The 20,130-nt window shown below is 39.3% G+C and carries 22 protein-coding genes; 7 read left to right on the top strand and 15 right to left on the bottom strand.

The window, feature by feature from the left end; genetic code table 11:
* Together DW125_RS07015 and DW125_RS07010 are read left to right on the top strand one after the other, a co-directional pair.
* Positions 1-411, top strand: a complete 411-nt coding sequence (locus tag DW125_RS07015) for a helix-turn-helix domain-containing protein (RefSeq protein WP_009263234.1) — start codon at positions 1-3, stop codon at positions 409-411.
* A gap of 93 nt (positions 412-504) precedes the next feature.
* Positions 505-1,020 (top strand): ImmA/IrrE family metallo-endopeptidase, encoded by a 516-nt coding sequence (locus DW125_RS07010; protein WP_009263235.1) that lies wholly within the window; start codon positions 505-507, stop codon positions 1,018-1,020.
* A 59-nt stretch (positions 1,021-1,079) separates the two neighbouring features.
* Here DW125_RS07010 and DW125_RS07005 read toward each other — a convergent pair whose 3' ends face one another.
* Positions 1,080-1,241, bottom strand: coding sequence for an Arc family DNA-binding protein (locus DW125_RS07005; RefSeq protein ID WP_009263236.1), 162 nt, complete (start codon positions 1,239-1,241; stop codon positions 1,080-1,082).
* 132 nt (positions 1,242-1,373) lie between these two features.
* On the opposite strand from DW125_RS07005, the gene DW125_RS07000 reads away from it, so the two are divergent.
* Together DW125_RS07000 and DW125_RS06995 are read left to right on the top strand one after the other, a co-directional pair.
* On the top strand, positions 1,374-2,084 hold the full coding sequence (locus DW125_RS07000) for a hypothetical protein (RefSeq protein ID WP_072447181.1): 711 nt from the start codon (positions 1,374-1,376) through the stop codon (positions 2,082-2,084).
* A gap of 145 nt (positions 2,085-2,229) precedes the next feature.
* Positions 2,230-2,721 (top strand): nucleotidyltransferase domain-containing protein, encoded by a 492-nt coding sequence (locus DW125_RS06995; protein ID WP_009263190.1) that lies wholly within the window; start codon positions 2,230-2,232, stop codon positions 2,719-2,721.
* 121 nt (positions 2,722-2,842) lie between these two features.
* On the opposite strand, the gene DW125_RS06990 is transcribed toward DW125_RS06995, so the two are convergent.
* From DW125_RS06990 to DW125_RS06950, 9 genes are all read right to left on the bottom strand, one after another.
* Complete coding sequence (locus DW125_RS06990) at positions 2,843-3,139, bottom strand: hypothetical protein (protein ID WP_072447183.1); 297 nt, start codon at positions 3,137-3,139, stop codon at positions 2,843-2,845.
* Between the two features lie 10 nt (positions 3,140-3,149).
* The gene (locus DW125_RS06985) at positions 3,150-4,148 is read right to left on the bottom strand and encodes a DUF6017 domain-containing protein (RefSeq protein WP_072447495.1); all 999 of its coding nucleotides are present in this window, start codon (positions 4,146-4,148) and stop codon (positions 3,150-3,152) included.
* Positions 4,149-4,237: 89 nt separating this feature from the next.
* Complete coding sequence (locus DW125_RS06980) at positions 4,238-5,137, bottom strand: ParB/RepB/Spo0J family partition protein (protein ID WP_072447185.1); 900 nt, start codon at positions 5,135-5,137, stop codon at positions 4,238-4,240.
* Positions 5,127-5,912 (bottom strand): ParA family protein, encoded by a 786-nt coding sequence (locus tag DW125_RS06975; protein WP_117537615.1) that lies wholly within the window; start codon positions 5,910-5,912, stop codon positions 5,127-5,129. The genes DW125_RS06980 and DW125_RS06975 overlap by 11 nt, the downstream gene beginning before the upstream one ends.
* A complete protein-coding gene (locus tag DW125_RS06970; RefSeq protein WP_072447189.1) occupies positions 5,891-6,148 on the bottom strand; it encodes an excisionase in 258 nt (85 codons plus the stop codon). The genes DW125_RS06975 and DW125_RS06970 overlap by 22 nt, the downstream gene beginning before the upstream one ends.
* Positions 6,149-6,180: 32 nt before the next feature.
* Entirely contained in the window at positions 6,181-6,417 is a 237-nt protein-coding gene (locus tag DW125_RS06965; RefSeq protein WP_072447191.1) for a DUF6462 family protein, read from the bottom strand.
* Positions 6,418-6,656: 239 nt separating this feature from the next.
* The gene (gene lysS / locus DW125_RS06960) at positions 6,657-8,609 is read right to left on the bottom strand and encodes a lysine--tRNA ligase (protein ID WP_117537613.1); all 1,953 of its coding nucleotides are present in this window, start codon (positions 8,607-8,609) and stop codon (positions 6,657-6,659) included.
* Positions 8,610-8,678: 69 nt separating this feature from the next.
* Positions 8,679-9,161 carry a transcription elongation factor GreA gene (greA, locus tag DW125_RS06955; RefSeq protein WP_021859512.1) on the bottom strand — a complete coding sequence of 161 codons (483 nt, stop codon included), beginning with the start codon at positions 9,159-9,161 and terminating at the stop codon, positions 8,679-8,681.
* Positions 9,162-9,496: 335 nt separating this feature from the next.
* A complete protein-coding gene (locus DW125_RS06950) occupies positions 9,497-11,581 on the bottom strand; it encodes an ATP-binding protein (RefSeq protein WP_242992911.1) in 2,085 nt (694 codons plus the stop codon).
* A gap of 199 nt (positions 11,582-11,780) precedes the next feature.
* Between DW125_RS06950 and DW125_RS06945 the strand changes: the two genes are divergently transcribed.
* The 3 genes from DW125_RS06945 (at position 11,781) to DW125_RS06935 (ending at position 14,859) form a co-directional block, all read left to right on the top strand.
* Positions 11,781-12,302 (top strand): RNA polymerase sigma factor, encoded by a 522-nt coding sequence (locus DW125_RS06945; RefSeq protein ID WP_117537609.1) that lies wholly within the window; start codon positions 11,781-11,783, stop codon positions 12,300-12,302.
* Positions 12,299-13,582, top strand: coding sequence for an anti-sigma factor C-terminal domain-containing protein (locus tag DW125_RS06940; protein WP_117537607.1), 1,284 nt, complete (start codon positions 12,299-12,301; stop codon positions 13,580-13,582). Before DW125_RS06945 ends, DW125_RS06940 begins: the two co-directional genes overlap by 4 nt.
* A 182-nt stretch (positions 13,583-13,764) precedes the next feature.
* Positions 13,765-14,859, top strand: a complete 1,095-nt coding sequence (locus DW125_RS06935) for a glycerol dehydrogenase (RefSeq protein ID WP_117537748.1) — start codon at positions 13,765-13,767, stop codon at positions 14,857-14,859.
* An 86-nt stretch (positions 14,860-14,945) separates the two neighbouring features.
* Here the strand turns inward: DW125_RS06935 and DW125_RS06930 are convergent, their stop codons facing one another.
* The 5 genes from DW125_RS06930 to moaC form a co-directional block, all read right to left on the bottom strand.
* Positions 14,946-15,437: a DUF2798 domain-containing protein gene (locus DW125_RS06930; protein ID WP_117537605.1), complete on the bottom strand. Its 492-nt coding sequence runs from the start codon at positions 15,435-15,437 to the stop codon at positions 14,946-14,948.
* A gap of 290 nt (positions 15,438-15,727) precedes the next feature.
* A complete protein-coding gene (locus DW125_RS06925) occupies positions 15,728-17,854 on the bottom strand; it encodes a CocE/NonD family hydrolase (RefSeq protein ID WP_117537603.1) in 2,127 nt (708 codons plus the stop codon).
* Between the two features lie 22 nt (positions 17,855-17,876).
* Positions 17,877-18,119, bottom strand: coding sequence for a winged helix-turn-helix transcriptional regulator (locus tag DW125_RS06920; RefSeq protein ID WP_117537601.1), 243 nt, complete (start codon positions 18,117-18,119; stop codon positions 17,877-17,879).
* Positions 18,120-18,537: 418 nt separating this feature from the next.
* Entirely contained in the window at positions 18,538-19,656 is a 1,119-nt protein-coding gene (locus DW125_RS06915; RefSeq protein ID WP_117537599.1) for a sulfate/molybdate ABC transporter ATP-binding protein, read from the bottom strand.
* Positions 19,653-20,129, bottom strand: coding sequence for a cyclic pyranopterin monophosphate synthase MoaC (moaC, locus tag DW125_RS06910; RefSeq protein ID WP_117537598.1), 477 nt, complete (start codon positions 20,127-20,129; stop codon positions 19,653-19,655). The genes DW125_RS06915 and moaC overlap by 4 nt, the downstream gene beginning before the upstream one ends.
* Position 20,130: the final 1 nt, after the last annotated feature.

Below are 20,130 nucleotides of genomic sequence, written 5' to 3'. Positions count from 1 at the left end.
ATGACATTCGGTGAAAAAGTGAAAAATTTAAGAAAGAACAAAGGACTCAACCAAACCCAATTAGCCGATGCTGTCGGTGTCTCCCTTCGGACTGTTCGGGGATGGGAAATTGAAGGCCGTTATCCAAAGAAACATGACCTTTACCAGAAACTTGCAGACATTTTAAGCTGCGATATCTCCTATCTCATGACAGAAGAAGAGGCTTTTATCACAGAAGCATCTGAACAATTTGGAAACCGTGGAGCAAAACAGGCTCAGCAGATCTTAGAACAGGCCGCTGCAATGTTCGCTGGCGGGGAGCTTTCTGATGAAGACAAAACAGCCTTTATGGATGAGATCCAGTCTTTATATCTGGATTCCAAGAGACGTGCAAAGAAATTTACACCAAAGAAATATTTAGATGCCAAATAGATGGGGTGATTATGGGACAGCCTATAGGATATAGTTTTATTGTCAAAAGTACCATTACCCGCTTCTATTTGATTCATACACGAGGTGATATATTTGGGGAATTCATATATTTACAACAAAGTAGAAAAACTTGTAAAAAAGTTCAAGACCAGGGATCCTTTTGAAATATTGGAAGAAATGAATGTGATCGTTGGTGAAACAGACCGCTACGAAAAATTAAAGGGATACTGTTTCATGAGCTGCCAGACCATTTATGTTATGGTAAGCAGTTTTCTCTCTGAGGAAGAGAAAAAGATTGTTGCCGCCCACGAACTCGGTCACATCATTCTGCATCGTTCTCAGCTCAAAATGGCGCCGATGAAAGATGATGTCTTATATAACATGAGGGATAATACGGAATACGAAGCGAACCTTTTCGCTGCAGATCTTATCCTGGATGATAAAGAAATCGCAGACCTGTCAAAGAACGAAGACCTGAACTATTTCGGGCTCTGTAGCTGCTTAAACTCCAGTCCGGAACTCATGAGCTTCAAGTTATACAGTCTGATCAAGCGTGGTCAGAACTACAATATGCCGCTGGAAATACAGAGCAACTTCCTGGCCAAATAAAATTTGCCCGTTCCATACAACTGAACGGGCTTTTCTTATATCCATATGTGAAGATTCTTTTATTTCAGTTCTCCATGCTTATTTTCAAATTCCATGATTGCCTGACGTATTAAATATAGCACTTCTCCATTGATCGAACGCCCTTCAAATTCTGCCAGGCTTTTCAGTTTTTTATGCGTTTCAGCATCAATCCGTAATCCTAAATGCTTCTCTTTCTCCATGATTATTCTCTCCATCTCTATAAGTACATATTAAGTTCATATTTCAAGTTCATTTTAAGTACAAATAATGGTAGAATGTTTTAAATGGACTTATTTTAAGTACACTATATTTTTTCACGGAGGAATTCAATTATGCATGAAAAAAGAAAAAAATATTATCATATCAGAAAAGATTTATTCTGGTGCACCATCCTATTAGCTATATCCTTTCTCATCGGTTATGCTATACATCACCGCATTTTTCTAACACATTCCCTGAAAGCAGATGCCCCAAAAGAACGGACAGAAATAACCTTTGACGATCTGCAATCAAATCTGAAAGATATCTCTATATGCTATTTATGTGGAAGTTCTGATTATAGTATGATGGACTATTATCGAAAATTTGATACGGTTGGACTGATTTCCCTCAATGACTGGTACGTCTTAGATTTCCAACTAAAAGCATATGATGAAAACGGAAATGAAATACCAAATAAAACCGGTTCAAATATACTTTTTGGAAACACCGGCGAAATCACGTATTCCTCTCATGGAGATGTTTCCAGAGGAATGGCTGAGATAGATATCACGTTACCGGAAAACTACAAATTGAACAAAAGAAATCTAACGGATCATCTCTGCCAAGGTTGCCTTGATAAAGTTGCTGCTTCCTTAGAACATTGGAAATATGAAAACGAAAAGAAAGAACCGATTCCTCTGTGTTTGGTTGATTTTAAAACTCTTGATATTTATTCCTTACAAGATTATTACCGATCAATTTTCATCCGGGATTATTATGTGGAAATGGAGTTTGAAGACAATTCCGTAGAAACAAAAGCCTTTTATCTACCGGAAATATAAAAATTATGATATACTGAAAAAAACGACAAATCTGAATTTTAAAAAGGAGTGTGATGACCATGATTTTTGATTTTGAGCCTTGGCAATTAGATATTGATATTGACTTAACTAAACAATTATATAGAAGTTGTAAAGGAGACTTTGTATGGGTAGAAAAGAAATAACAACAAAAGAAGATTTAATGAAAGTAATAGAATTATTCGAAAATACTGGAATTACATACTGGTTGGATGGCGGATGGGGTGTAGATATTTTAGCTGGTAAACAAACAAGAATTCATAGAGATATAGATATAAATTTTGATGCTCAACATACGGAAAAATTGTTAAATGTGCTTTTGAATCTGGGCTATAAAATTGATACAGACTGGAAACCGGTTAGAATAGAGTTATATAGTGATGAACTTGGTTACTTAGACATTCACCCGTTCGTTTTAAATGAGGACGGAACTTCAAAACAAGCTGATTTAGAGGGTGGATGGTATGAGTTTGAAAAAGATTACTTTGGTAGTGTTTTTTTTGAAGGCAAAACAATTCCTTGTATATCTTTAAAAGGCCAAAAAGTTTTCCATTCAGGTTATGAATTAAGAGATAAAGATAAGCATGATATTTCAATTCTTGAAAGTTTATCAAAATAACATTGCTGTAATTTCTAAGATAAATTTCAGTTTGGACTTTTCTTATAGAGCCTTTCCATGAAGGAGAGGCTCTATTTTCATCTGAAATCACTAAGACTCTTTCAACTATCATCATCTTTTCTTAACCTAAAATCAATGCACATATTTTTTCTCTAAGTAAGTCGATTACAGTATCTATAAATTCTCCGGCAAATAAGATAAAGATCAGAACACCTCCCATACAAGCCAGAAAAGCTGCCTGTAGCCAGTCTTGATAACAGATTACTGTTCCAATGAACAACGCCATAATTCCAAATCCCAATATTTTTTTTGCGACTGCCACCATATGTACTAATAGCTTCACTCCGACACCTATGATCGAAATGATAAACCACAATGGAATCAATAACACTTTTCCTGCCACTTTTAAAATACCCATATCTGTCCTCCTATCTTGCCAGCCACGGCATATCATGATTTACTTCTGCTCGGTAATATCCACTGATTGTTGAAGGTGCATTGAACAATGCCGCAAGTAAATATTTCTTGATATTCTTGATTTTACTCGTATTTCCTTCCAGACAATGCAGCACATACTCTACATGGGAATAATCCAGCTTCATGAATTTTCCTCTTACCAAGGCTCCTGAATACCAGTTGCTTGCAATCAGTACTTTATCACTCTTACACATAACAGTCTCTACGATCAGATCCACGATTTCATCAATCTGATTTTTGTCATGAGGATGACTCACTAACAAAGAATCATAATCCAGATTGTCTTTGATCAGAGATTGATACGCATGTAACGTTTCCATCTCATCCTCTTCGGATCCTATCCCACCTGCAGATACGATATGATTAGATTTATTCTCACTAAGATTAGTATTGTTAATATTAGTATTATTAGAGTTTGAAATGTAAACTTCTTGAAGTTTATTTTCGGGACTTCTTGAAGTTTGTTTTTCGGACTTCTTGAAGTTTGAAATGTAAACTTCTTCTGTCTCTTCTTCCTCTACAGAAGTTTGATTTATAAACTTCACCATCTTTGATTTTTCTTTTTTCTGTTCCTCACATTCCTCCTGAACAAATGATTTTACATAGATGATCGTAACCTTTCCAAAGCCCTGTCTGCGCTTTTCAATCAAACCTATCCCTTTTTCATCATCCAGCTCCTGAAGAGATTTCACCGCTTTATTTCTGCCACAATTCAATAATTCCATGATATCTTCAATGGAAAAATAGATATATGCCCGATTTTCTTCATCAAACCACTGATTCTTAATGGATAAAGACATTCTGTCCAGCATCAAACCGTATAAGATCTTCGCATCACTGGAAAGATCCTTAAAACAGTCATTGGTAAATAACGCTTTGGGTATTCTGTAAAAACTAAACTGGTCTGCTTCTGTTCCATAAAAATATTTAAAATTCATTTTTTTGTCCATGTATCTTCCTCCCTTCCTTTCTCTCATAGAAGTCCTTTTTTTAAACTTCTGTATCTCTTTTTCTTTGGGGTATCTTATTTTGACACCCCTTATTCCTGTTCTCTTTTCCATTGTTCCAGTAATGCCTCAATCACCTTTTCCATATCCGTTTCCGAATAATCTTCCGGAAAATACTTTGTGAGCTTCTTTCCTGATAACACCACTTTTCGTTCCGGTGCTTTTACTGCTATGCAGCTATTAAAAATCGAAATCATAAATCCCTGGTTCACCGATCCTTCTTCCAACTGTTTTCTCAAAGCTGTAATCTGCTTTGGTTTAACAAATCCTGTATCACGGATATACTCGTAGATCCATTTCTGTATTTCCTTTTCAATGTAGGAAATATCAACGGCAATGGTAAAATTCAATTTTTTTGCATCTACCATATCTAATAATTCTGGAATCAATTCTGTAAGGCGAATGTAACGCTGAACATTACGAGCGCTCTCTCCTACCTGTTCAGCTATAACTACATCAGTACGATACTTCGTGCCATTTTGGCACAAAGTTAAATCGTTTCTTACCCCTTGTCTCTTCATTGCCTCCAATTTCATTCTATAAGCAAATGCTTTTTCGCTCGGAAGTAACTCTTCTCGTTGGATATTGGCATCTACCATAGCGATGACTGCATCATCATCGGATAATTCTCTCACAATTGCAGGAATTGTTGCCAATCCAGCTATAACAGCCGCGTGCATTCTTCGATGACCTGAGATCATCTCATATCCATTTTCACCATCGGACCGTAACAAAACTGGTGTCAATACCCCGTAGGTCTTTACACTCTCTACTAAATCTGCCATCTTTTCATCATCCAATACTTTGAAAGGATGATCTTTAAATGCATGTATTCTGTTGATTTCTATTTCCATTGCAGACTCTTCATTGACTACTCCTAGCAATTCATCAATGCTTGTCAATTTGATTTTTTCTCCACTTCTACTTTTCATTTTCCAAAACCTCCTGCGTCAGATTTTCATAAGCCATAGATACTTTTCCATTTGGACAATGACAATAAATACTTTTTCCTTCCGCACTTGCTTCAGCTACCTTAACTGATAATGGAATGACATTTTCAAAGATAGAAATCTTAGATCCATAAGTTTCTCTCACTCTAGAAGCAATATCTTTGGCGTAATTAGTACGAAAATCCACCATTGTCAAAAGAATTCCCTGTATCGTCAGCTTCCGGTTCAATCTCTTCTTTACCATAGAAATAGTCCTGATCAACTGTTGAAGTCCTTTAACCGGCAGATATGCAGCTTGTACAGGTATCAGAACCGTATCAGAAGCTACTAAAGCATTGATGGTCATCATGCCTAAACTCGGCATACAATCAATTAAAATATAATCGTATCGTGATTGCATCGTATCAATATATTCCTTCATGATCAGCTCTCTGCTCATTACATTACTCATGGTTACTTCTAAAGCAGATAACTCAATATTGGCCGGTAGGAGATCCACTTGTTCCTCATGATGTAAAATGCCTTCGTCCTCAGCAATTTCCTCGTCATTGATAATATTCATCATAATAGTTGCAAGTGTAGTTCCAATATCATCCGGTTCTACATACCCAAGACTAGCAGTCAAACTTCCCTGTGGATCCGCATCGATCAATAACACTTTTTTTCCTTGTCTTGCCAATCCTACCCCAAGATTTAAAGTCGTTGTACTTTTTGCAACTCCGCCTTTCTGGTTTGCTACTGAAATAACCTTTCCCATTCTTCTTTCTCCCTTCTGATATTTTCTCTCAGATATTTTTCAAATGTGCTTCGCTTAATTAGAACTTTTTTTCCAACCTTATAAACTGCTCCTGCCTTGTGAGATAATCTTACGATTGGCTTATATCCAAGCTCGTAATAATCCATAGCTTGTTTATAACTTATAAATTCATGTTGCATAAATTCTATATCTTCATCATCAATAAGATTAGAAAACATCCATACCTTTCCATGCATCTCAACTAAATTCCTTTCTCCGATTTGTCATCTTATTTTTCATGAAATTGTTCAAGATATTCATCAAAGATTTCTCTGTTTATCAAAACGATTCCTTCCATTCTGTAAATCGCACCCGCATCATTTGCAAGTTCCATCAACTTTTTATGTGACAGGCTATATACGATTTCTGCTTGTTGATAACGAAGAAATTTTCTTCTAAGTCGACGGGCTTCTTCTTTTACCTCTGAACGCTTCTGTTGGTTATAGTACATATTTTCTGTTTTCAAATCTGTTTCTCCTTTCAGCTTTTACTCAACCACAACGGACATTGTTAATGAATAAAAAAAGGGCACTCTCTGAAAGATTTTTCTTTCAAAAAGTGCCCTCAACAATCTATATTGTTGGAGTAGTATTACTGACAACTAATCACCATTCTTCATGATGATTCATGTTGGAATACAAATTTGTTGTCAAATTGTTGTCAAAGAAAATTTTTGTTGTCAAATTGTGAAGTATTTTTACTCACTTAGTACAATTTTGCTCCTGCCGGAATGTGATCATCCAGGATCAGAACATTCAATCCTTCTCTTCCTTCTACAAGGTGTGTAGCGGAGATGATCATACCGCAAGAATCAATTCCCATCATCTTACGTGGTGGAAGGTTTGTGATTGCAAGCAATGTCTTTCCAACCAGTTCTTCCGGCTCATAATAATCGTGAATTCCGCTTAAAATCACACGTTCTACGCCACTTCCATCGTCTAATACGAACTTCAAAAGCTTCTTAGATTTTGGAACTGCTTCACATTCTTTTACCTTTACAGCACGGAAATCTGACTTGCTAAATGTATCGAAATCAACCATGTCTTCGAATAATGGTTCTACTTCTACATTAGAGAAATCAATCTTTTCTGCCATGTCAGATGTAGCGGTAAATGTTGCAACAGATTTTGCCGGAGCAGACTGTGCAGCATTGTTAGCTTCATTCTTTGCGGCTCCCATGCTCTTCATTGTCGGGAACAATAATACGTCACGGATTGCTTCTGCGCCTGTAAGCAGCATACACATACGATCGATACCAAATCCGATACCACCTGTAGGCGGCATACCGATCTCCAGTGCGTTCAGGAAGTCTTCATCTGTTGTGTTTGCTTCCTCGTCACCCTGTGCAAGCAGTTCTTCCTGTGCTTTGAAACGCTCTCTCTGGTCGATTGGATCATTTAACTCAGAGTACGCATTTGCCATCTCCCATCCATTCATGAAGAACTCAAAACGTTCTACATAATTCGGGTCTTCCGGTTTCTTCTTTGTAAGTGGAGAAATCTCGATCGGATGATCCATAACAAATGTTGGCTGTAACAGGTGTTTCTCAGCATACTCCTCAAAGAAGAGGCTTAAGATATCACCTTTCTTATGTCTTGCTTCGTATTCGATATGATGCTCGTCAGCTAACTTCTTCGCATCTTCTTCTGTCTCAACTTCATTCCAGTCGATACCTGCATATTTCTTAACAGCATCGATCATTGTAATTCTTTCAAACGGCTTACCAAGGTCGATCTCGATTCCTTTGTAAACAATCTTAGTTGTTCCGAGAACTTCCTGTGCAACATGACGATACAGGTTCTCTGTCAGATCCATCATTCCATTGTAATCTGTATATGCCTGGTATAACTCCATCAGCGTAAATTCCGGATTATGTCTTGTGTCCAGGCCTTCATTACGGAATACACGTCCAATCTCATAAACTCTCTCCATACCACCGACAATCAGTCTCTTTAAGTACAGCTCCAGAGAAATACGAAGTTTCAGGTCTTCGTTCAGTGCATTGAAATGTGTCTCGAACGGTCTTGCTGCTGCACCACCTGCGTTCTGTACAAGCATTGGTGTCTCTACCTCTAAGAATCCCTGTCCGTTAAGGTAATTTCTGATAGATGCGATAATTTTGGATCTCTTGATAAATGTGTCACGTACTTCCGGGTTCATGATCAGATCCACATATCTCTGACGATAACGTGTATCAGTATTGGTCAGTCCATGGAATTTTTCCGGAAGGATCTGAAGACTCTTAGATAACAGTTTTACAGCAGAGGCATGAATAGAAATCTCTCCTGTTTTTGTTTTGAAGACTTCACCTTCCAGTCCTACGATATCTCCGATATCCATCTTCTTGAAATCTTTGTATTCTTCTTCTCCAATGCTGTCTCTTGCAACATAAGACTGAATGTTTCCACTCTGATCCAGAATGTTACAGAAAGAAGCTTTTCCCATAACACGTTTCTGCATGATACGTCCCGCAAGTGTTACGTGTTTTCCTTCCATCTCTTCATAATTGTCTTTCACATCAGCAGCGTGACATGTCACATCATACTTTGTAATCTCAAATGGATTCTTTCCATTAGCCTGTAAATCGGCGAGTTTCTCTCTGCGGACTTTCTTTAACTGATTTAAATCCGGTTCCTGTGTCTTCTTCTGCTCTCCCATTCTTTTCTCCTTCCCTTTTATGCGACTAAACCCCTCAGTCTCTGAGGGGTTGGATTGTCATCTTCTAAATTAGTTTGAGCGACTGATATCCAGTACACGGTACTGCATAATTCCTGCCTGTGTCTCTACTTCTACGACATCGTTCACTGTCTTACCGATCAGAGCATGTCCTACCGGTGACTCATTGGAAATCTTACCTTCCAGACTGTTAGCCTCTGTAGAACCTACAATCTTGAATTCCATCTCTTCATCAAATGTAATATCAAATACTTTTACAGTACATCCAACGTTGATTTTATCATAATCTACTTCATCTTCTACAACAACTTCTGCATTCTTTAAAATGCCTTCCAACTCTTCGATTCTTGCTTCTATGTCTCTCTGCTCATCTTTTGCTGCATCATACTCTGCATTCTCAGACAGGTCTCCCTGCTCTCTTGCCTCTTTGATTTTTCCGGCAACTTCTTTACGTTTTACAACTTTCAGATTCTCAAGCTCGTCTTCCAGCGCCTTCAATCCTGCATAAGTAAGTAATCTCTTCTTTGCTTCCATTATGCTTTTACTCCTTTTCTTTTATACTTGCAACTTTGGTATACATATTCATAAATCTGTTATTTTTATTCATTATTCTGCCTGTTCAGGCACAAATAAAGACACTTTCACAATTTCATTATTATATAGAAAGTTCCTGTTAATGTCAATATTTTTCTTTTCTAATTATATGCTCTTTATATTCAAATTAAAACAGGAATAAACATCCAGCCATGTTTAATATATCTCGTCAATAGGCTGTTGATAATTAATTGTTCCTTTTCTTTTTTCCGTATCTATACTAAGCCTTTCCTTTTCGTTCTGTATATTTCTTTTTCCTATATCCGAACATCACTCTACTTTTTATTATCACAACATTTTTGAATGGTTAATATAACTTTTTTCATATCCAATGGCTTTGCGAGATGTGCGTTCATTCCCGCTTCCATACTTCTTCTCGCATCTTCCGCAAATGCGTTTGCTGTCATCGCAATGATCGGAATCGTCTTAGCATCTTCCCGGTCTAACACACGAATCACACGAGTTGCAGACAGTCCGTCCATTACCGGCATCATAATATCCATTAGGATTGCATCAAATGTTCCTTCCGGTTTTTCTATGAATAAATCTACCGCCTGTTGTCCATCTCTGACAATTGTAACGTCTGCTCCTGCTTCTTTCAATTGTAATTCTGCAATTTCCGCATTTAATTCATTATCTTCAGCGAGTAGCAATGACAACCCATCAATCGTTCCATCAATTGAAAGTTCTTCGGATTTTTTCACCTCAGATTCCTCTGCCAGCTCAAAAGGAAGCGTGATCACAAATATACTGCCGACTCCTTCTCTGCTTGAAACTTCAATCGTTCCGTTCATCTTATCAATAAGTGATTTTACGATCGCCATTCCAAGCCCCGTTCCTTTGTAAATACTTCTCGCATCGGAATGTTCCTGTGCAAATGGTTCAAATATATGCTCCAGAAATTCTTCAGTCATTCCGATTCCCGTGTCAGAGATTGTCCACTGGTATGTTACAATGCCATTTTCCATGCTGGCACAGCGCATTTTCGTCGTAATTCTGCCACCAAGTGTATTATATTTGATTGAATTACTGTATATGTTCAGGAAAATCTGGCGAAGATGCAGAGCGCTTCCATATACATATGGATATTTCACTTCGTCCATCGACCGTTCATATTCTAATGTAATTCCTGCCTCGGACGCACGCAGATCAATCATATTCAAAACATCCTGCGAAAGCTGATGAAGATCAAGTGCTTCATGCATCAGGTTCACTTCTCCATTTTCCAGCTTGCTCATCTGTAAAATGTCATTGATCAGCGATAACAGATGATTTGCTGAAATCATGATCTTCTTATAATTCTCTTTTACCAGTTCTTTATCATTTTCGTGTTTTTCATTAATACGGATCAGCCCGATAATTGCATTTAACGGAGTCCTGATATCGTGACTCATGCGCGACAGGAAGCTTGTCTTTGCTACATTTGCGCGTTCTGCTGCTTCTTTGGCTTCCCGAAGTTCTCTCTGTCTGCGCTCATCTTCTGTGACAATTGCCGTAACATCACTGTGATAACCGCCTAACACCTGTTCTTTTTCTCCTTTTTCATAACATGCCCCACCGCAACGCACATAGATCATGCCCTTATCCGGATGCTCCCATTGATAAGTATTTTCTGAAACATTTCCGTCCAGCATTTCCTGCACACTGTCCTGCACAGATTGTACTGCTTTCTCCGGGATACGGGAATACCAGAAATCATAAACTTCTTCCTCTGATAAAAACTGTCCCTCGATTCCAAGTACCTCTTTCATCTTCGGATTTGCATACATCCGCGGCTTTTTTCCTTCCATTAGGCGGATATACCATATTCCAAATCCTGCAGTTTCCAGAATATTGTTTGTATCCTGCAGTTCACTTTTACTCTTTTCCTGTGCTTTAAATGCCTGCGCTATTACAATATTGATAATGATAAGCGCCGCCATAAGTGCCAGACCTAGGAGCGCCGTTGTCCCCGGAACACTCACATTAGCTTTCTTTAACGGATATGTCACCGCAAGATTGTAATTTTTATATTTCTCACTAACCAGATAATTCCATTCTTTTTCAATCTTATCTGTCTTCTTTAACCGGACTCCTTCCTTCTTCGGAAGCGGAAGAAAACTCGCCCCGTCATCTTCCCATATGTAAATTGTCATTGTCTCTGTGAATGGCATTTTAGAAATAAATTCTGTAATGTCCGCTCCATCACCGGCATTTTTATCAATTACAGATTCCGCCTGATCCAGCACCATACCGCATGCCATTCTGGCACTTTTTTTATTCATATTTATCTGCAATTCCACACTTCCACCCAGAATAAATACAAATATAATAAATACAATAAAATTAACCTTTCCTGCGCTCACATTTTTCCGAAACATGTGAAAACCTCCCATTTTATCCCCCTCTATCTTCAATGTCACTTTTTATCCATATTTTAGACTAAAATTCAGTCTTATTATACCATAAAGTGATACCCGAAAAAATTATTAAACAAAATCGTTACCTCTTTAAAGCAAAATTGTTATATAGTTAAGAAAGCTACGGATATCTCAAGTATGAAAGTGAGGGGGTGAGGATCTGAACAAATATTTACTGGAACAACTGTATAAACGCTACTACAGAGAACTGTATCTTTACATCTATTCACTCAGTTCAAACTGCACTGTAACTGACGATATTTTACAGGATACATTTTTAAAAGCCTGGCTTTCGCTGAAGGATTCTCACACCAATATGCGTGCCTGGCTTTATATGGTAGCGAGAAATCTTTACTACAATTATTATAAGAAAGCAAAAACTCTTGCATCACTGGAGGCAATTCATACAGAAGATGTAGCTCCTGTTTCGGAATATTTTATCAAGAAGGATGTTCTGGAAGAAATATTACAAAAAGAAGGGACAAAACAGCTTTGGGAAGCGATCCACCATTTAAAAGGACAGCAGAAAGAAGTCATTCTTTTACAATATTTTGGAGATTTTTCCCAGAAAGAAATTGCCGCCATGCTACGGCTCACTACCGGCAGCGTGAAAATGCTTGCCTATCGTGCGAAAAAAGAGCTCAAAAAATATCTTATATCATATCAGGAGGGAACAAGATGACTTATCGTGAATTAATCGAATTATATAAAGCCGGCGAACTTGAGCTGGAACAGCAAAAAAAAATAGAACAGGACATTGAGCGTCAGGAAGCTATTGGTGATTATCTTTATGAAAAAGAGGAAATTCCGGAATTAGGCGATGTATTTACGGAAAAAGACGATACCGATTTTGTCAAAGTCGTCAACCGCTCTATCCGAAGTGCTTTCCGCAAACTTGGACTCGCTGTGCTTGCAGTCACACTTGTACTGGTGTTATTTATACAATTTTGCCTGCCGTCAGTCGTTTCCAGATTTTATTATAATCCTGCCAAAGAAGCCAAGGCCGGTCAAGCCACCCAGACACAGCTCAGCCGGGATATGGCAGCTTACACAGAACTGTTTCTTCCGGGTAAGCGCAGAGTTTCTGCCACTGTGGAATCAAAAGGATATGGCGATTATAATTTTACAATTCCACAGACTTTCAGCATGACCGGAACGATGACAGATGTCTCCGGTTATATTACACGCGGAAAAATCCATTACTATGACAGCAATGTTTTAAAAACGCCAGTCGGCAATTCATTTTTCTGGAATCAGGCAGATGCAAAGTCAAAAACCTCTTCTGCTTCTGAAAATGTTGCATACATGGAAAAAGTTGCAGATTTGAAAGAAGACGAATCTATTTCCACAAGCGCCGGTGGAAACAAAGAAGATTCAAAAGCTTACATCAAAGATCTGGATTCACGTAAAATGTACTTAGCTTATGTATCTCTGGAAAATATTATGGATTATCCTTCTTTTGCAAAATATATTCAAAAGCAGAAGATCAACGAAGTATGGTGCGGTGTGCAGATAAATGCATTTGATTCTTTAGATGGTGATCCATCCTATTCACTCCATACCCCAAATATCGGTTTCGTATGCAATCCTTCTTCTTTCAGTCCGATTGCATGGAATGATAAGAAATATCCTAATTTATTTCCGGGATGTAAGATCAATAAAGATGGCTGGATTGATGAAGCAGATAGTGCAATTAAAAATCTATACAAAGAAAAATATGCGAAGCAGCATTTTCTGAGCCTTTTAAATTACCTTACCGATCAGGGAAAATTTGTACAGATGATGTCCGAATCCGGTAATACCGGAACTTTTAATGCCGGAATACTTGCACAAGCGAAATCCTATGTGAAGAAACACGGACTTCACATCTATGGATACGCAACCGTTACGGATAAAGAAACTCTGGAGGAACTGATTAATCAGAAAGAAGTCTATTCAATCTATACAGAAGAGATGCAGTAAAACTAAATTTGGGACGGGGCTTTTCTAGAAAATCCCCGTCCCAAATTTAACACTTTACCACATTAAACTCATCGTTATTTTTTAATTAATATGTTAAAAAATTATCACACTTTTTTGAAATTATGCTATACTATAGACGGCAGCAAAAAGATATATATAATTTCAGGAGGTAACTGATCATGATGGAGAGACTTAGAGCAATGCGTGAACCACTCAAATATGTACAGGGCAGAGATGCACTTTTGAAGTTTCAGGAAGAAATGGGCTATATGGGAAAAAGATGGTTATTTGTCTGTTCCCGGAGCGGATATAAAGCCTGCCACGATAAAATCGAGCAGAGTTTTAGAGATTTAGACGACTACAGACGTTATGAAATTTTCGGCGGCATTTCCAGCAAAAGTGAAATAGCCAAAATGCAAGACATTGTAAAAGAAGACAAAATAGACACTGTTGTTGCTGTCGGAGGTGGAAGTGCAGTCGATACAGCAAAAGCAACTGCATACTATTCAGGAAAACATATCGTTATTGTTCCTACAGTTGCTGCAACTGATGCACCATGTACCGGACTTTCCGTTATTTACAACGACGATCATAGTTTTGATAAATATTTATTCTATCCTACTAACCCGGATGCAGTCATGGTTGATACGACGGTCATCGCCAATGCGCCGGTAAAATTCCTCATTGCAGGAATGGGCGATGCACTCGGAACTTATTTTGAAGGTCGCGCTTCTATCCGTACTGAATCTGCCAGTCTGGAAGGTACTGGAATCACAAGAGCCGGTCAAGCACTTGCAAGATTGTGTTATGACACACTTCGTGAATACGGTAAACAGGCTGTAGAAGCATGCAAAGTACATGCTGTTACTCCTGCTTTGGAGAATATTGTAGAGGCAAATGTATATCTTTCCGGTGTTGGTGCTGATAATGTAAACTGTGCCGCTGCACACTCTTTCTACAACGGTGTAACTTCTCTTGGAATCGCACATGCCGACCACGGCTGCTGTGTTGCACTCGGAACATTGGTTCAGCTTATTCTGGAAGGTGTTCCAAAAGAAGAATTTGAAGAAGTACAGAATTTCTGTATGGAAGTCGGTCTTCCTGTTACACTTGAAGAAATTGGAGTTACTACTGCAGAACAGGTTGAAACAATCGCCAAAAATGCCTGTGTACCAGGTGAAACCATCCACAATCTTGCCGGCGACGTACAGCCGGTTGAACTGTATGATGCTATCCTTCAGGCAGATGCAATGGGTAAGCTCGCGCTTGGCAAATAATATAATCATACATTAACAAACGGGGCTGGCGCTTTAATGATTACTAGCGCGACAGCCCCGTTGTATTTCTTAATTATAACATTTCTCTATGATTCCGCACCTACTGCATCTGATGCATTTTCCTTTTCCGGAAATAATTTTCCAAAAATAAAACGAATACACGGTCCGCAGTAAAAAATCTGCCAGAATAATGCAACCGGGAAATTAAAAAATGTTGTTTCAAACCATGTTGCAATCACATTTGCTCCTGCATTTTTGAAAAGTACTGTCGCGATCAGACTCATAACCGGACACATAATGCATACGATCATTGCAGAAATTGCAAGTACGATTACAATCTGTCTGTCCTTCGGTGTCACAATACGGAACGCAAGTGCATGTGCCATCTTATCTACTACAAAGAACTCCAGTAAAAATGCAACCGGCCACATGATTTTCATTTCTACAAAAGCCATCAGGAAAATTTCATTGCTCATTCCACCCATGTTCAGTGCGATATTGTAACAGACCATGACGTAGACCATCAAAAATGACATCATCAGTGTAAAAAAAATGTTTTGAAATAAAGTTTTTGGCATTGTTTGTTCTCCTTTTCTCTCATAAATTCTTAAAATGGGTACAAAAAAGACACTTGTGTTGTTCGTTAATCAAGCATACACTTGTGTCGTTTCCAATTAATACCAAAATCTTTATTTATTTTTCATACGGTTAGTTATTCTAACAAATTCCCGTCGAAAATGCAACTCTCAACTCCAAAATATTCTTTGATTTTTACCAGGAAAGCATTATCTTACTTTCCTGGCATCTCTTTCATTTACATCTCATCTTATAACACATCATCATAACATATCTAAGACAATCGCTTCTGCTATTTCAGAGTTAATGTTCTGTCCTCTGCTGCTTTTGTCACAGGTACTTCCGCTTTCACAGATGCATTATCGATTGCAACACTGTAAGTCTTATGGATCAGGCAGTTTACCGGATCTTCTGTTGCAATTACAATCGCAAGGCTATGTCCCGGCTGCACCGTATATCTGGTCGCATTCAGATAAATGTTATAATCGTGATATTCACCCTTTTTAAGTTCAATACTGTTCTGCGCCGTCTCCGGTTCGTATCCTGCTTCCGGGTTACACAGGTCTGCAAATGCTCTTGTGATCACACGGTATTTTTTATGTACTGTCTTAAATTCGGCTTCATCAAATGCCGGAAGATCTCCGCCATTTACAATGCCGCCTTCTTTTACGACCTCTACCGGAACAATATTTCTCTCCGGATCAACTGTCTGAATGCTGTCAAATTCCTCATCACACACATCGCAGAGAAGAACTGCAACTTCCACATCATCCATCTTACCGGAAATTTTTGAGTTTCCAAGCTTCATCGTAAGTGTATCTGCATCATTTCTGTTCTCCGGATGGAAATCGCATTCCGCATCTCCGTCTTTTAACGCAGCTCTCATCTTCAGGCACACAGTACCCTGCACTGTAACAGCTTTCTCAAATGGTGCTGTCACATAACGTTTGCCCATGTTGGTAGATGTAATACCCATCACGTCATCGAAGTTTTCTGCACTGATTCCGGCTTTCTCCCAGTCTGTATCGATCACTGCCTCTCCCGATTCAGCGCTGTTAAGCTTCATGCTGTCACTTACGAGCCATGACTTTTCTATTTCCCACTTCTTCTGATCATAGTTCGTCTGTGCCAGAACTTCCGGCATCTCTTCTGCATCATTTTCCACATCAAACAGATAATGAGAAATCCATTTATTTACAACGTCATCATAGAATTGACCATCGAGCAAAATACCGTAATTTTTATTCGGCATAGTCGGTGTGATATGTGGTCCCTGATGCACGATTGTCTTCACCGTCTGTCCTGCCTGTTTGAAAGAACGGTACATCATTTCAAACTGTTTCGTTGAAACATTCTCATCATTCAATCCCTGTACGATCAGAGCGCTGCATTTGATCTTCTCTGCATTTAAGCGATAATTTCCGCTTCCCCAGAACTCCGGATCATAGTCAAATCCACATTTTAACTGCTGCAAACTTAATTCGTGATGAAATGCGGCGATATCATCCAGCTGCTTTTCGGATAATGTCTCGTCATTATAGCGGCTGGAGCAGTAGTAAGCCAGAAAACTATTTAACATCTCTTTTGGCCAGTAACGCTGTGCACCCTGCATATTCTGCTGTGTGTACCAGTCTGCGATTCCTGCAACCGGAACGATTGTCTTAAGACCTTCCACACCGGTTGTTGCCACTGCAAATGGCATTGTTCCTGCATAAGATCTTCCAGTCATGGCAACTTTTCCATTGCACCAGTCTGCCTTTGTCTCGGTTGTTCCTGTGCGGTCTGCGTAAGCAGTGCGATCTCCGTGCAGCCATTCTACCACACATTTGAAAGCATCTCTTTCAAAATCTGAACCGACAAAATTAAATCCATCTGAGCCGAGTGCACCAAATCCTGCGCTGACAATCACTGCAAATCCACGCACAAGATAATAGTTGAAATTCTCTAAATTCTCGTAAACCATACTGTTGTTGTTCCCTTTATCCGGGTAATACCAGTCAGATGGATCTGCTTTAAGTGCCAGTTCCATTGCACTGACAGAACCAGTCGGTACACGCGGATCTGCCTTGTGATTCAACTCTTCCATATCAAATTTGCGGTATTCCTTCTCCGCTACATCTTTCATATGCTGATATCCGTCTTCCTGCACACCGGCACAGTACGGACGCGCCTCGAATAAAGCAGGTGCTTTATAATTTCCCTCTACAGCACTTCGCGGAACTTGGATCAATGCTTTGACAAGATCTCTTTTTCCGTCTCCGTCCATATCATAATCGGATTCAACATAAACACAATATCTCACTGTATCAGATGTCTTCGCATCGTATTTTTCTCCGCTTTTCCCATCGGTAAATGGAAATACTGGCTGAGCCATTCCATTTTCAAATACCGGTACTTTACTGTAACACTTTTCTTCCATTGTAAAACCTCCAAATGACAAATCATATCTTTTTATGATTTTCGTATTTTTTCTCCAGACTGCTCTTATAGTCTTCGCCCCAGTCTTTCATGGCATCCAGGATCGGCTGCAGGCTCCACCCAAGTTTCATCAGGGAATACTCACCTTTCTGCGACACACTTCCAATTGATTTCTTCAATTCACCGAACCGTTTCGTCCCGGTCAGCAAATCTCTCAAGATCAGCACTTTCCATTTATCTCCATTCAATGTCAGCGTTGTCTCTATCGGACATGCCGGCTACGTCTTTGCATTTCCCTGTACACTCATATACTTGACCTTGCTTTTCCTGTATCCAATTATACAAATCGCTCTGCGCTTTGCACTCACGTAATCCTTCTCCGAATATTCATAATCCTTGAAGTTTTCGCTACATGCTTATGATAACACATTCGATTCTTTTATCCAATATTCCCATCTGTTTTTCCATCACCTTCTTAAATTTTTTGTATTTCAGAGACTCCGATTTCCCTTATAAACACGCAATCGTTTCCTCCAGAGTACTACACCACTTAATTGTGTGTACTTGTCGGAGAGTGCCTTCCCCAATAAAATAAAACCAGATTCAAGCCAGACACACATGCGTCCCGGCGCATAATCCTGATACAACGCAAATCAACAGAAAGTACTTACAACACTCTGATATTTATTTTAATAATAATATCTTCTCCTCCGGGAGATAAAGCCATGCCGGGAGACCTCGCTCTTCCAGCATTTTCCACTGGTCGCGCTGCACAAACCAGCACACATTTTCGCTTGCTTCTGTTTCTACATTTTCTTCCCGGCATTTCTCGGATATCCGCAGAAAAAATCTGTGCTCAAATGGAAGTTTTGCTACACTTTCAATTTTCACCGGGATCCGGTTGTTATTCAAATTTTCATTCGCTTTCTCCTGATTCCGCTTTCCTTCATCTGAAATCTCATCCCACACCGGCACAAAGTCATGTGCGCGGATTCCTATGTACTGGATTTCTTCCGATATCTCCTGCTTCAGTGCAAGACAGATTTCCCATGCCGGCACCTGCAAATGATGGGCATCTTCACGGATTACTTTCGTGATATTTTTACACCCGGTCAATCTCGCTGCTTCTTTCCACTCCGGGTATGCAAAAATCTCTTCTGTCTTTCCGGCACATACCACTTTTCCCTTGTCCATAATGACAAGTTCTTCACTGAAACGATAAATCTCATCTCTGCTGTGAGACACTAAAATAACCGTACCCGGATAATCTTCCAGCATTTCCATCAGTTCCTGCTGCAATTTATCTTTCAGAAATTCATCCAGCGCTGAAAATGGCTCATCCAGCAAAATCGCATCCGGTTCATATGCCATAATTCTTGCCAGCGCCACTCGCTGCTGCTGCCCACCGGACAGTTCCCCCGGAAGTCTGTTTCCCAATCCGGTCAGCTGGAATTTCTCGATCATCTGATCCGCAATTTTTTCCTGCTCTTCCTGGCTGCATCGAAGTCCTGCCATAATATTTTTCCGCACAGACATCGTCGGAAACAGCGCATAATTCTGAAAAAGATAACCAATCTTTCTCTTCTGCGGTTTGATGTTAATCTTCTGAGTGTTGTCATACAAAATCCGCTCTTCCAGTACAATCTGCCCCTGATCCGGTGTCTCTATCCCCGCAATACACTTTAATGTCATACTTTTTCCACAGCCACTTGCACCAAGGATGCCGATTCTTTTGCTATTACTTTTCACATGCATATCCAGATGAAATCTGCCCAATGTTTTCTGTATGTTTATCTCAATCATTGTCTCTCCCACACTCCACTTTTGCCGCCGGATTTGCGCAGCAAATGTACTTCATTTATTTCCATTCCCTTATCCACTGCCTTACACATATCATAAATCGTAAGCAAAGCGACATTTACCCCGGTCAGCGCTTCCATTTCCACACCGGTCTTCCCGGTTGTCTTCGCTGTGCACCTTGTCTCAATTTCAAAAGTATTGTCATTGAAGATAAATTCCACTTCCAGTTTACTTAAGTTTAATATGTGACACAGCGGAATCAGCTCGGAAGTCTTCTTAGCGCCCATGATTCCGGCAATACGCGCGACACCAAGCACATCTCCCTTTTTCATATCATCATTTTTTACTTTCAGGTAACACTCTTCCGACATCCGTATCCGTCCAGACGCTGTTGCCTCCCTTACTGTATCTTTCTTCTCGCTAACATCCACCATAACGGCTTCACCCTGCTTGTTAAAATGTGTAAAATCACTCATC

The sequence above is a fragment of the Dorea sp. AM10-31 genome (assembly GCF_003435815.1).
Classification (GTDB): domain Bacteria; phylum Bacillota; class Clostridia; order Lachnospirales; family Lachnospiraceae; genus Dorea_D; species Dorea_D hominis.
This window is presented reverse-complemented; position numbering and strand designations above follow the sequence as displayed.

What these genes read in the sequence shown, in the direction of transcription:
- DW125_RS07015 (WP_009263234.1), top strand. Translation starts at nt 1, where the DNA reads ATGACATTCGGTGAAAAAGTGAAAAATTTAAGAAAGAACAAAGGACTC.
- DW125_RS07005 (WP_009263236.1), bottom strand. Translation starts at nt 1,241, where the DNA reads ATGGAGAAAGAGAAGCATTTAGGATTACGGATTGATGCTGAAACGCAT.
- DW125_RS07000 (WP_072447181.1), top strand. Translation starts at nt 1,374, where the DNA reads ATGCATGAAAAAAGAAAAAAATATTATCATATCAGAAAAGATTTATTC.
- DW125_RS06995 (WP_009263190.1), top strand. Translation starts at nt 2,230, where the DNA reads ATGGGTAGAAAAGAAATAACAACAAAAGAAGATTTAATGAAAGTAATA.
- DW125_RS06990 (WP_072447183.1), bottom strand. Translation starts at nt 3,139, where the DNA reads ATGGGTATTTTAAAAGTGGCAGGAAAAGTGTTATTGATTCCATTGTGG.
- DW125_RS06985 (WP_072447495.1), bottom strand. Translation starts at nt 4,148, where the DNA reads ATGGACAAAAAAATGAATTTTAAATATTTTTATGGAACAGAAGCAGAC.
- DW125_RS06980 (WP_072447185.1), bottom strand. Translation starts at nt 5,137, where the DNA reads ATGAAAAGTAGAAGTGGAGAAAAAATCAAATTGACAAGCATTGATGAA.
- DW125_RS06975 (WP_117537615.1), bottom strand. Translation starts at nt 5,912, where the DNA reads ATGGGAAAGGTTATTTCAGTAGCAAACCAGAAAGGCGGAGTTGCAAAA.
- DW125_RS06970 (WP_072447189.1), bottom strand. Translation starts at nt 6,148, where the DNA reads ATGCATGGAAAGGTATGGATGTTTTCTAATCTTATTGATGATGAAGAT.
- lysS (WP_117537613.1), bottom strand. Translation starts at nt 8,609, where the DNA reads ATGGGAGAGCAGAAGAAGACACAGGAACCGGATTTAAATCAGTTAAAG.
- greA (WP_021859512.1), bottom strand. Translation starts at nt 9,161, where the DNA reads ATGGAAGCAAAGAAGAGATTACTTACTTATGCAGGATTGAAGGCGCTG.
- DW125_RS06950 (WP_242992911.1), bottom strand. Translation starts at nt 11,581, where the DNA reads ATGTTTCGGAAAAATGTGAGCGCAGGAAAGGTTAATTTTATTGTATTT.
- DW125_RS06940 (WP_117537607.1), top strand. Translation starts at nt 12,299, where the DNA reads ATGACTTATCGTGAATTAATCGAATTATATAAAGCCGGCGAACTTGAG.
- DW125_RS06935 (WP_117537748.1), top strand. Translation starts at nt 13,765, where the DNA reads ATGGAGAGACTTAGAGCAATGCGTGAACCACTCAAATATGTACAGGGC.
- DW125_RS06930 (WP_117537605.1), bottom strand. Translation starts at nt 15,437, where the DNA reads ATGCCAAAAACTTTATTTCAAAACATTTTTTTTACACTGATGATGTCA.
- DW125_RS06925 (WP_117537603.1), bottom strand. Translation starts at nt 17,854, where the DNA reads ATGGAAGAAAAGTGTTACAGTAAAGTACCGGTATTTGAAAATGGAATG.
- DW125_RS06915 (WP_117537599.1), bottom strand. Translation starts at nt 19,656, where the DNA reads ATGATTGAGATAAACATACAGAAAACATTGGGCAGATTTCATCTGGAT.
- moaC (WP_117537598.1), bottom strand. Translation starts at nt 20,129, where the DNA reads ATGAGTGATTTTACACATTTTAACAAGCAGGGTGAAGCCGTTATGGTG.